This window comes from Streptomyces corallincola (genome assembly GCF_019104725.1).
Taxonomy (GTDB): domain Bacteria; phylum Actinomycetota; class Actinomycetes; order Streptomycetales; family Streptomycetaceae; genus Streptomyces; species Streptomyces corallincola.
Genome location: NZ_JAHRXF010000063.1, coordinates 15,787 through 27,016 on the forward strand (window position 1 = coordinate 15,787; position 11,230 = coordinate 27,016).

At 72.9% G+C, this 11,230-nt stretch carries 6 protein-coding genes; 3 read left to right on the plus strand and 3 right to left on the minus strand.

The window, feature by feature from the left end:
• Positions 1 to 266: 266 nt before the first annotated feature.
• From KUM39_RS26310 to KUM39_RS26320, 3 genes are all read left to right on the plus strand, one after another.
• Positions 267 to 3,434 carry a sacsin N-terminal ATP-binding-like domain-containing protein gene (locus KUM39_RS26310; RefSeq protein ID WP_217788271.1) on the plus strand — a complete coding sequence of 1,056 codons (3,168 nt, stop codon included), beginning with the start codon at positions 267 to 269 and terminating at the stop codon, positions 3,432 to 3,434.
• A 211-nt stretch (positions 3,435 to 3,645) separates the two neighbouring features.
• Complete coding sequence (locus KUM39_RS26315; protein ID WP_217788272.1) at positions 3,646 to 4,581, plus strand: hypothetical protein; 936 nt, start codon at positions 3,646 to 3,648, stop codon at positions 4,579 to 4,581.
• Between the two features lie 309 nt (positions 4,582 to 4,890).
• Entirely contained in the window at positions 4,891 to 5,736 is an 846-nt protein-coding gene (locus KUM39_RS26320; RefSeq protein WP_217788273.1) for a hypothetical protein, read from the plus strand.
• A 64-nt stretch (positions 5,737 to 5,800) separates the two neighbouring features.
• Here KUM39_RS26320 and KUM39_RS26325 read toward each other — a convergent pair whose 3' ends face one another.
• The 3 genes from KUM39_RS26325 to KUM39_RS26335 all read right to left on the minus strand — a co-directional run bounded on the left by KUM39_RS26325 (position 5,801) and on the right by KUM39_RS26335 (position 11,123).
• The gene (locus KUM39_RS26325; RefSeq protein WP_217788274.1) at positions 5,801 to 8,197 is read right to left on the minus strand and encodes a cation-translocating P-type ATPase; all 2,397 of its coding nucleotides are present in this window, start codon (positions 8,195 to 8,197) and stop codon (positions 5,801 to 5,803) included.
• A gap of 155 nt (positions 8,198 to 8,352) precedes the next feature.
• Positions 8,353 to 10,674 carry a GH92 family glycosyl hydrolase gene (locus KUM39_RS26330; protein WP_217788275.1) on the minus strand — a complete coding sequence of 774 codons (2,322 nt, stop codon included), beginning with the start codon at positions 10,672 to 10,674 and terminating at the stop codon, positions 8,353 to 8,355.
• A gap of 179 nt (positions 10,675 to 10,853) precedes the next feature.
• Positions 10,854 to 11,123 carry a DUF2530 domain-containing protein gene (locus KUM39_RS26335; RefSeq protein ID WP_217788276.1) on the minus strand — a complete coding sequence of 90 codons (270 nt, stop codon included), beginning with the start codon at positions 11,121 to 11,123 and terminating at the stop codon, positions 10,854 to 10,856.
• Positions 11,124 to 11,230: the final 107 nt, after the last annotated feature.

The following is an 11,230-nucleotide window of genomic DNA, read 5'->3' on the forward strand; positions in this document are numbered from 1 at the left end:
CAGGCGCGGCCGGGGACAGGGCCCGCGCCGGGCGTCCGGGCCTGCGCCGTGCGCCCGGGCCCGCCGGAACCCGCCCCTCCGGGCCTGCACCGTGCGTCCGGGCCCGCCGGAACCCGTCCCTCTGGATATGTCCACCACCCCATCGGGTGACCGTCCACAACTCCGCCGGGTCTCTGTCCACAACCCACTCCCGGCCTTGTCCACAGCCCCACCGCGCCCCCGCCGCCGCGCGGTACCTTCGGGGCACGTCGATGAGGAGTGTGAACGTGAGCAAGTACGTGCGGCCGGCCGCGGAGGGCGCCGACCCCTTTGGCACCGCCCGGCTGCGGCGGGGCGTGCTCGACGCCTGGGCGACCAGTCCCGCCCGGTTCCGGGAGGACGCCAACGCCGAGGAGGACCTGGTCCTCGGGGGCTACCGGGACCGGCTGGTGGTGGAGTTGGCGCAGAACGCCGCCGACGCCGCCGCCCGCGCCCGCACCGAGGGGCGGCTCCGGCTGACCCTGAAGGACGGGGTGCTGGTCGCCGCGAACACCGGCGCTCCGCTGGACGCGGGCGGTGTCGAGTCGCTGTCCACGCTCCGCGCCTCCGCGAAACGGGACGCCGACGAGGCGAACGGCGCGGTCGGCCGGTTCGGCGTCGGCTTCTCCGCCGTCCTCTCCGTCACCGACGAGCCCGCCGTCGTCGGACGGCACGGCGGGGTCCGCTGGTCGCTCGCGGAGGCCCGCGAACTGGCCGCCGACACCGCCCGGCACAGCCCCGGCCTCGGAGACGAGGTCCGTCGCCGGGACGGCCATGTCCCGCTGCTGCGACTCCCGTTCGCCGCCGAGGGCACCGCCCCCGACCCGTACGACACCGCCGTGATCCTGCCGCTGCGCGACGCCGCCGCCGCCGATCTCGCCGAGCGGCTGCTCGACTCCGTGGACGACGCGCTGCTGCTCGCCCTGCCCGGTCTCACCGAGGTCGTCATCGAGGTCAACGGCGGTGCCCCCCGCACCCTGCGCCGTTCCACCGAGGCCGCCGACGCCACCGAGGCCGCCGATGCCACCGGGGGCACCGGTGTCACCGTCGTCGAGGACTCCCGCGACGGCACCACCCGCTGGCGCGTCGCCACCGCGCACGGTCCGCTCACCCCCGACCTGCTGGCCGACCGCCCGGTGGAGGAACGGCTCCGCCCGCACTGGTCGGTGACCTGGGCCGTACCCCAGGACGACGCGGGCCGCCCCGCCCGACCGCGCACCACCCCCGTCGTGCACGCGCCGACCCCCAGCGACGAACACCTCGGCATGCCCGCGCTGCTCATCGCCTCGTTCCCGCTCGACCCCACCCGGCGGCACGCGGCCCCCGGCCCGCTCACCGACTTTCTGGTCGAGCGCGCCGCCGACGCCTACACCGGACTCCTCGCCGCCTGGCGCCCGGTGACCGAGGGCGCCGCCGACCTCGTACCCGGACCGCTCGGCCGGGGTGAACTGGACGGCGCGCTGCGCCGGGCCGTCCTGGAGCGGCTGCCCCGCACCGCGTTCCTGCCCCCGGCCGTGGACCCCGGCGGCGACGACGAACTGCCCGAGGCGCTGCGCCCGCGCGAGGCCGAGATCGTCGAGGGCGCGGGCGCCGACACCGTGCGCGTGCTGGCCGAGGTGCTGCCCACTCTCCTCCCGGCCGGTCTCGAACGCCGCTCCGAGCTGCGCACCCTCGGTGTCGCCCGGCTGCCGCTCGCGGACGCCGTGGACCGGCTCGCCGGACTGGAGAAGGACTCCGGCTGGTGGCGGCGGCTCTACGACAGCCTGGCCGGAGTCGATGCCGACCGGCTCTCCGGGCTGCCCGTACCGCTGGCCGACGGCCGCACCACCATCGGCCCCCGCCAGGTGCTGCTGCCCACCCCCGACGGTGTCTCCGTCGATCCCGAGGTGCTGGGACGGCTCGGGCTGAAGGTCGCCCACGAGGACGCCGCCCACCCGCTGCTGGAGAAACTGGGCGCGCTGCCCGCAACCGCGCGCGCGGTGCTCACCACCCCGCAGGTGCGGGCCGCCGTCGCCGCCTCCCTGGACGACGAGGGCGGCGCGCTGTGGGAGGAGGACACCCCCGACGCCGAGGAACTGGCCGACACCGTGCTGGCGTTGGCCCGCGACGCCGGACTCGAACCCGGTGACGAACCCTGGCTCGGCGCCCTCGCGCTGCCCGACGAGGACGGCGAACTCGCCCCCGCCGGTGAACTCGTCCTCCCCGGCAGCGACTTCGCCCGGGTCATCCGCCCGGACGAACTCGCCCACGTGGACGCCGAACTCGCCGCGAAGTGGGGCGCGCAGCCGCTCACCGCCTGCGGTGTCCTCGCCGACTTCGCCCTGGTCCGCGCCACCGATGTGGTCCTCGACCCCGACGAACTGGAGCCCCGCGAGGGCGACTTCGCGGAGCCGGACGACGCCGGACTGCTGGATGCGGTGGACGTGTGGTGCGAGGACATCCTCGACCGCTTCCCGGACAGCCCCGTCCCGCCGGTCGCCACCGAGCTGATCGCCGTGCGCGACCTGGACCTCGTGGACGACGACCACTGGCCCGAGGCGCTCGCCCTGCTCGCCCGTCCACCACTGCGCGACGCGCTCACCCAGCCCGTCCGCATCCTGCTCCCCGACGGCACCCACGAGGTCGTACGGCCGTACACCGCGTGGTGGCTGCGCGGGCACCCGGTGCTCGACGGCCGCCGCCCGGCCGGTCTGCTCGCGGCCGGGGGCGACCCGCTGCTGCGCGGGCTGTACGACGAGGCCGACGCCACCGGGTTCGCGGACGAGCAGGTGCTGCGCGCACTCGGCGTCCGCACCTCCGTCGCCGCGCTCCTCGACGAGCCGGGCGGCGCCGCCGAACTCCTGGACCGCCTCACGGACCCCGACCGCCCGGTCACCCCCGCCCAGCTCCACGGTCTCTGCACCGCGTTGGCCGACCTGGACCCCGAACAGGTCACCCTGCCCGACGAGGTGCGGGCCGTGGTGGACGGCACCGTGCGCGTGGTGGACGCCGCCGACGCGGTCGTCGTGGACTCACCCGACCTGCTGCCCTTCACCGAAGGCGTCCCGCTGCTCCCCGTACGGCCCGCCCGCGCGGCCGAGTTGGCCGAGCTGTTCCAGGTGCGGCGGCTCAGCGAGTCCGTCACCGGCGCCGTGGACAGCGAGGGTGCCGAGCACGAGGTGTCCGAGGCGGTCCGGGTCCTGCTCGGTCCGCGTACCCCGGCCGGCTATGTCGAGCACGACGAACTCGTCGTGGACGGAGTCGAGTTGGACTGGCGGCTCACCGACGACGGCGTACTGCACGCGGCCACCCTGGAGGGCGTGGCCGCCGGGCTCGCCTGGGCGGCCGGACAGTGGCCGCGCCGCTTCGAGGTCGCCGCCCTGCTGGAAGATCCCTCCCGGACAGCCGAGTTGGCGCGGGACCGGTGGTTCGACTGAGTCCATGCAGATACCCGATCCCTTGCGCCCGGCGATGCCCTCGCGTCCGGCGGATTCCATGATCTGAACAAGTTCCGCACATAAATTTCACCAGGCGTGCAACCTTTTCCCTCCCTCTCCTGTCTTGTCGTTCGAGCCAACAGGCTCGAACGACTCGACCGGGCACACGGGTTCACCTCCGTACCGCCCGGCAGCACCGTGGGGGAACCACATGCGTATCCGTGCCACCGTGGCCGCCGTCTCCGGCGCCCTGGCCGTCTCCGCCCTCGCCGTCCCGGCCGCCCAGGCCGCAGGGGGGCACCCGCACGCCGGTGCCGACCTGCTGAAGGCCGTCCACGCCGCCGAGTCGGCGCGCACCGCGCACGGCGACAGCGCGCTCACCGCGACCAAGCGGGACCAGGGCGAGCCCTACGAGATGGACGCCACCTTCTCCAACGTCAAGGTCAACAGCGGCAAGCCGATCGTCGCGGGCGTCCTCAACAAGGTCTCGGTCCCCGTCACGTTCACGCTCACCCACACCGCCGACGTGGACGTCAACTCGTCCGACTTCATGACCGCCGTGGACATCTACCGCCAGACCGTCGATGACGGCAACGTCCTCTTCGGGGACGACGTCGCGGCCTGCAAGGCGACCTCCGCGACCGTCGCCTCCTGCAAGGGCACCATCGACATCGAGCCGTCCTTCGAGCTGATGAACACCGACGCCGCCACCTGGACCGCCGAGGGCGTCGCCGTGGACTGGAACGGCGAGGACCCGGAGTCCCGCGACATCGACTGGAACAACGTCGGTGTGGCGTTCCAGGACAAGCTGGGCACCACCAAGCTGCAGCGCTACTCCCGCCTCACCGTCAACGCCGCCCCCGAGCCCGTGAAGAAGGGCGCCACCCTCACCGCCACCGGGTACCTGTCCCGCGCCAACTGGGACGACGGCAAGTACCACGGCTACACCAGCCAGTCGGTGAAGCTCCAGTTCCGCAAGAAGGGCTCCAGCACCTACACCACGCTGAAGACCGTCAAGTCGGACTCCAAGGGCAACCTGAAGACCACGGTCAAGGCCACGGTGGACGGCTACTACCGCTACAGCTTCGCGGGCACCTCCACCACCCCGGCGGTCAACGCCACCGGCGACTACGTCGATGTGAAGTGACGTAACCCCGACAGCACCGCACCACCGCAGCACCGCACCACCGCAGCACCGGAAACACCGCAGCACAGCGGCACAACTGCACCGGCAAAACCGCAGCACAGCCGCCCCCAAGCGGCGGCCCCTGATCCACGCCACGGATCAGGGGCCGCCGCTTCAACTGTCTTTACCCGCCTTTACCCGACCCCCGTGCAACTCCCGCCCCACCCGGCGAGTCTCACCCCACGAGTCCCCGGACTCCCACAACTCTTCTCCGGACCCCGGCCGCGTCCCACGACCCCGGAGTCCACCCTTCACCACACAAGGGAACCCATGCGCATCCGTGCCACCGTGGCCGCCGTCACCGGCGCCCTGGCCCTTTCCGCCCTCGCGATCCCGGCCGCCCAGGCCGCTCCCGCGACCGGTACCCCGTACACGCTCAAGGCGAGCTTCTCCGGCCTCAAGACGTCGAGCACCGTCAAGATCGGCGCCGTCGCCAAGGTCAGCACGTCGTACTCCTTCACGCTCACCCACGACGCGGGCGTGAAGATCTCGGCGAAGGACTTCTACACCGACGCCTACCTGTACCGGGGTTCGCTGGACGACCCGTCCGCCGAGCTCTACGGCGACAACCCCGCGACCTGCACCGCGACCTCCTCCACCGTGGCGACCTGCAAGGGCACCATCGACCTCCAGCCGCACGCGGCGGCCGACGCCGACCAGAAGCTGCTGAACTCCTACACCGGCAGTTGGTCCGTCGGCGCCGAGGCCATCGCCTTCAACGGGCAGGACCTGGACGACCCCGACCTGAGCAAGGTCGGCTACGTGGAGCATGGCGGCATGGCCACCGTCACCCTGCAGAAGTACGCGAAGCTCACCGCCGACGCGTCCCCGGAGCCCGTCAAGAAGGGCAAGACCCTCACCGTCACCGGCAAGCTCACCCGCGCCGACTGGCAGAACGGCACCTACACGGCCTACGCGAGCCAGCCGGTCAAGCTGCAGTTCCGCAAGAAGGGCAGCTCCACCTACACCACCCTGAAGACGGTCACCACGTCCTCCACGGGCGCCCTGAAGACCACGGTCACCGCCACCCAGGACGGCTACTACCGCTACAGCTTCGCGGGCACCTCCACCACCGTCGCGGAGAACGCCACCGACGACTACGTGGACGTCCAGTAGTCCCAGTAGTCCCGGTAGCCCCGGTAGTCCCAGGAGGGCGGCACCCCGCCCGGCGGGACGCCCGCTAGACGGGAAAGCGGCGGTCCACCCACCTCCACAGCACCTCCAGGGCGACCGCCGCCACCGCCGACACACCCACCGCCGTCCACGGCATCGCCACGCCCACCAGGCGCAGCGCGAAGAAGTCCTGGAGGACGGGTACGGCGAGCACCACCAGGAACAGCGCCGCCATCGCGGCCACCAGGACCACCCGCCACCACGTGTAGGGGCGGGCCACGATCGCCAGAATCCACAGGGAGATCAGGAACAGGGTCAGGGTGGCCGCGCTGGTCTCCGCCTCCAGCGCGCCCGGACCCGAGTAGTGGTGCCGGGCGACCAGATACATCACGAAGGTCGCCACCCCGGCCACCACCCCGCCCGGCACCGAGTAGCGCATCACCCGGCGCACGAAGTGCGGCTTCGCCCGCTCCTTGTTGGGCGCGAGGGCCAGGAAGAACGCCGGGATGCCGATGGTCAGCGTGGACAGCAGCGTCAAGTGCCGTGGCAGGAACGGGTACTCGACCTGCCAGCACACCACCAGCACCGCGAGCAGTACCGAGTACACCGTCTTGACCAGGAACAGCGTCGCCACCCGCGTGATGTTGCCGATCACCCGGCGGCCCTCCGCGACCACCGAGGGCAGCGTGGCGAAACTGTTGTTCAGCAGCACGATCTGCGCGACCGCCCGGGTCGCCTCCGACCCCGAGCCCATCGAGACGCCGATGTCCGCGTCCTTCAGCGCGAGCACGTCGTTCACCCCGTCGCCGGTCATCGCCACCGTGTGCCCGCGCGACTGGAGCGCGCCCACCATGTCCCGCTTCTGCCGGGGGGTGACCCGCCCGAACACCGTGCCCGCGTCCAGCGCCTCGGCCATCCCGGCCCGGTCGGCGGGCAGCCGTCGCGCGTCCACCGCCGTACCGTCCAGGCCCAGCTTGGCCGCGACCGCGCCCACGGACACCGCGTTGTCCCCGGAGATCACCTTGGCCCGCACGTCCTGCGCCGCGAAGTAGTCCAGCGTCCCGGCCGCGTCCGGGCGCAGCCGCTGCTCCAGCACCACCAGCGCGGTCGGCCGGGCACCCCGCGCCGGTTCCGGGTCGTCCAGCTCGCGCGCGGCACGGGCCAGCAGCAGCACCCGCAGCCCCCGCTCGTTCAGCCGCTCGGTCTCGGCCAGCGCCGGGTCCCCGTCGTCGAGCAGCACATCGGGGGCGCCCAGCAGCCACGTACTGCTCGCGCCGTCCGCCTCCCCGAACGCGCCGCCGCTGTACTTCCGGGCCGACGAGAACGGCAGCGCCCGTACGCACCGCCAGCCCCCGGTGTCCGGGAACGCGTCCACGACCGCCCGCAGTGAGGCGTTGGGCCGCGGATCGGACGCCCCGAGCGCGCCCAGCACCGTACGGACGTGGACCTCGTCGGCGCCGTCCAGCGGGCGCAGCTCGGTCACGTCCATGCCGCCCTCGGTGAGCGTGCCGGTCTTGTCCAGGCACACCGTGTCCACGCGGGCCAGCCCCTCGATGGCGGGCAGCTCCTGCACCAGGCACTGCTTGCGGCCCAGCCGGACGACCCCGATGGCGAAGGCGACGGAGGTCAGCAGCACCAGCCCCTCCGGGACCATCGGCACGATCCCGCCGACCGTCCGGGCCAGCGCGTCCCCGAGGTCGTTGCCCTGCACCACGAGCTGGGTGACGACCAGCCCCACGGCGGCCGGGACCATCATCCAGGTCACGTACTTGAGGATCGTGGAGATACCCGTCCGCAGCTCGGACTGGACCAGCGTGAACCGGGACGCCTCCTCCGCGAGCTGCGCCGCGTACGCCTCCCGGCCCACCTTGAGCGCGCGGAACGCGCCGCCGCCCGCGACCACGAAGCTGCCCGACATCACCTCGTCGCCGGGACGCTTCACCACCGGGTCCGCCTCGCCGGTCAGCAGCGACTCGTCGATCTCCAGGCCGTCCGTCTCGACGCACACCCCGTCCACCACGACCTTGTCGCCGGGGCCGATCTCCACCAGGTCGTCCAGCACGATCCCGTTCGTGGCCACCTCCGTCGCCACCCCGTCCCGGCGGACCGTCGGCCGGGACTCCCCGATCACCGCGAGCGAGTCCAGCGTCTTCTTCGCCCGCCACTCCTGCACGATCCCGATCCCGGTGTTGGCGAGGATCACGAACCCGAACAGGCCGTCCTGGATCGGCGCCACGCACAGCATCACCAGCCACAGCACACCGATGATCGCGTTGAACCGGGTGAAGACGTTCCCCCGCACGATCTCGCCCAGCGACCTGCTGCTGCGCGCCGGTACGTCGTTGACCTGCCCCCGCGCGACCCGCTCGGCCACCTCCGCCCCGGTCAGCCCCGTCGGCCGTCCCTCGGGCAGCGCCACCGGGTGCACGGGGTCCAGCTCGGCTCCGGCGTCGATGTGGGTCATGCCTCGACGGTACGTGCGGACGCCCCCGCGCACCTGCCGAGCCGACGCGGGGAGGAGGAGCCTCCGCTTCCGCACCCCCCTCCCCGCGCCCGCACCCCCCGTCAGGCACCGTCAGTCCCCCCCGGCAGGCACCGTCAGCCCCCCGTCGGGCGCCGTCAGTTCAGCGCGGGCGGCCCCGCGTCCACCCCCGTCCCCCACCGCGACGGCCGGGTCCCGACCGTGAAGGACAGCGACCGGTGCGTCCGCAGCGCCTCCGTCGTCAGATACGTCCGCCCGTACGCCCGCCCGTCCAGCCGGGCACCCCGCACGTACCGGGCGTCGGCGGAGGTGCCGGGCGCCGAGACCGTCAGCCGCCCGTGCGGGTAGTACCGGCGGTCCAGCGTCAGATCGACCCGGTCGAACACCGGCGTGGAGAGCCCCCAGGTGTCGTAGCCGGGCTGCACCGGGAACACGCCGATGGACGACAGCACCATCCACGACGACATCGTGCCCAGGTCGTCGTTGCCGGTCATGCCGGTCGGCCCGTCCGTGAACAGCGTCAGCGCCGCGTGCACCACGTCCGTCGTCTTCCACGGCTGCCCGGTGGACAGATACGTGTACGGCGCGATCAGGTCGGGCTCGTTCTGCGGGTTGTACTTGTCGGCGTTGTAGTAGTCGTACGGCCCGTTCACCCACACCTCGCGGGCGGTCCCCGCGGGGTCGGCGAGCAGCCGGTCGTAGGCGAAGAAGGAGTCCAGCCGGTCGTTGGCCGCCTCCCGGCCGCCGATCAGCGAGACCATGCCGGGGATGTCCTGCGGGACCAGCCACTGGTACTGCCAGGACGTGCCCTCGTGGAAGCCCTCGCTCTGCGCCGGGTCGGCCGGGCCGGTGAACGCGCCGGAGGCGTCGCGCGGCCGGAAGAAGCCGGTGGAGGCGTCGAAGATCCGCCGGTAGCCCTGCGCGCGGGCCGCGTACCGCTCGGCGTCCGCCCGGTGCCCGAGGTCCCCGGCCATCCGCGCCAGCATCCCGTCCGCGAGGGCGTACTCCAGGGTGGCCGAGGCGCCGTGGTCGTAGTCGGAGTCGCCCGGCTTGGCGTGCGGCCGGTCCTTCACGTACGGCGCGAAGCCGTCCGCCAGGTACTCCCGGTTCGCCTCCCGGCCCACCGCCGGGGAACCGGCCGGCGGCACCCCGTCCGCGTTCCGCCGCAGTGCCCGGTACGCCCGCTCCTCCCAGCCGCCGAGCAGCCCCTGCTGGTAGGCGTTGGTGAGGAACGGCGTGACCGGGTCGCCGGTCATGATGTTCGTCTCGACCGTGCCGTAGCCCCACTTGGGCAGCCAGCCGCTCTCCTCGTCGATCTTCACCACGGAGATCGCCATGTCCCGCGCCTCACGCGGCGCGAGCAGCGACAGCAGCTGCGACTGGGTGCGGTACGTGTCCCACAGCGACCAGTTCTGGTAGTACGTGAACCCCTCGGCGCGGTGAATCCGCTGGTCCCAGCCGGTGTAGCGCCCGTCGGCGTCGCTGCCGATGTTCGGGGCGAGGAACGACCGGTACAGCGAGGAGTAGAACGTACGGCGCAGGGTGTCCGTGCCGCCGCGCACCCGGACCGTGCCGAGCCGGTCCGCCCAGGCCCGCTCGGCCGCCGCGCGCACGGAGTCGAACGACCGCCCGCCCTCGGCCCGCAGATTCCCGGCCGCCCCGCGCGCGTCCACGTACGACAGCGCGGTCGTCGCCTCCACCGTGCGGTCCTTCGTGGTGTCGAACCGTACGTACGCCCCGCCGCTCCCGCGTTTCGCGCCCGCGCCGACGGTGGACCCGTCCCAGGTGCCGTAGGCGGTGAACGGCCGGTCGAACCGGGTGATCGTGTACACGGTGTACGGCTCGGTGTCCTGGCAGAAGCCCCGGCCGGTGAGGGCGGTGCGCACGGTGTGGTCGTCCAGGATCTCGACCTCGGTGGCGACCCGCGTGTGCAGCGACTGGCCCGCGTTCAGCAGCACGTTGGCCTTGTCGGTGGCGGGGAAGGTGTAGCGCTGCACACCGGTGCGGGCGGTCGCGGTCAGCTCGGCCTCGATCCCGGTGTCCAGGCCGACCCGGTAGTAGCCGGGGCTCGCGCTCTCGTCGGCGTGGCCGAAACCCGCCGCGTAGCGGGCGTAGTCCGTCTCCGTGACATCACCCGTGGTCGGCAGGACGGGCAGGTCCCCGCCGAGTCCGCAGCCCACCCCGGAGAGATGGACCAGCGAGAACCCGCGGATGTGGTCCTGGGCGTAGTCGTATCCGGTGTTGTGCCCGGTGTCGGGGGAGAACTGCACCATGCCGAACGGGACGGCGGCGCCGGGATAGGTGTTGCCCTCGTTCTGGGTGCCGATGAACGGGTTCACCAGCTCGGTCAGGGGCCTTCCGGGGACCGGACCGGAGTGCGCCCCGGCCGGGGCGGTCAGCAGCGTGGTCGCCGCGAGCGCTCCGGCCAGGCACAGCCCGATCTGCCGTGTCCATGTCATATCTACCTCTGTGGGGCGGGATGCGGAACAGGGCGGAACAACGTTGTCATGCGCGGTTATGGGCATGACAACGTTGCTTCCGGCCACCATTCGGCGACCCGGCCGGGGAGGCAGGGGGGCTTGAACTGGGGTGGACCTGGGGCGGACCTGGGCCGCCGGGAGGGGCGGGGGCGGGGTGACTACTCCGCCGTCACGGCCGCTCGCCGGGCCGCGTCCCGCTTGATCGCGGCGTCACGCCTGCGGACGTACCAGACGCCGATCAGGCCGAGCCCGCCACCGGCGAGGCAGGTCCACACCCACCAGGCGTGGCCGTGCTCGGAGAGCGAGCCGTAGAAGGGGAGCTGCGCCAGGAAGAGGACGAACCACACGATGGTGCCGCCGGTGATGGTGGCGACCACGGGCCCCTCCAGGGGCTCCGGCGCCTCGTGCTTGGGGGTCCACTTAGCCATGCGGCACAGCTTACGAGGCGGGACGGGCGGAGCGGCAGGCCGATCCCCCTCGGCGGGGGCGGGGGCGGGGGCGGGGGCGGGGCAGGGGATCCCGGGGGGGGGGGGGG

What these genes read in the sequence shown, in the direction of transcription:
- KUM39_RS26315 (WP_217788272.1), top strand. Translation starts at nt 3,646, where the DNA reads ATGCGTATCCGTGCCACCGTGGCCGCCGTCTCCGGCGCCCTGGCCGTC.
- KUM39_RS26320 (WP_217788273.1), top strand. Translation starts at nt 4,891, where the DNA reads ATGCGCATCCGTGCCACCGTGGCCGCCGTCACCGGCGCCCTGGCCCTT.
- KUM39_RS26325 (WP_217788274.1), bottom strand. Translation starts at nt 8,197, where the DNA reads ATGACCCACATCGACGCCGGAGCCGAGCTGGACCCCGTGCACCCGGTG.
- KUM39_RS26330 (WP_217788275.1), bottom strand. Translation starts at nt 10,674, where the DNA reads ATGACATGGACACGGCAGATCGGGCTGTGCCTGGCCGGAGCGCTCGCG.
- KUM39_RS26335 (WP_217788276.1), bottom strand. Translation starts at nt 11,123, where the DNA reads ATGGCTAAGTGGACCCCCAAGCACGAGGCGCCGGAGCCCCTGGAGGGG.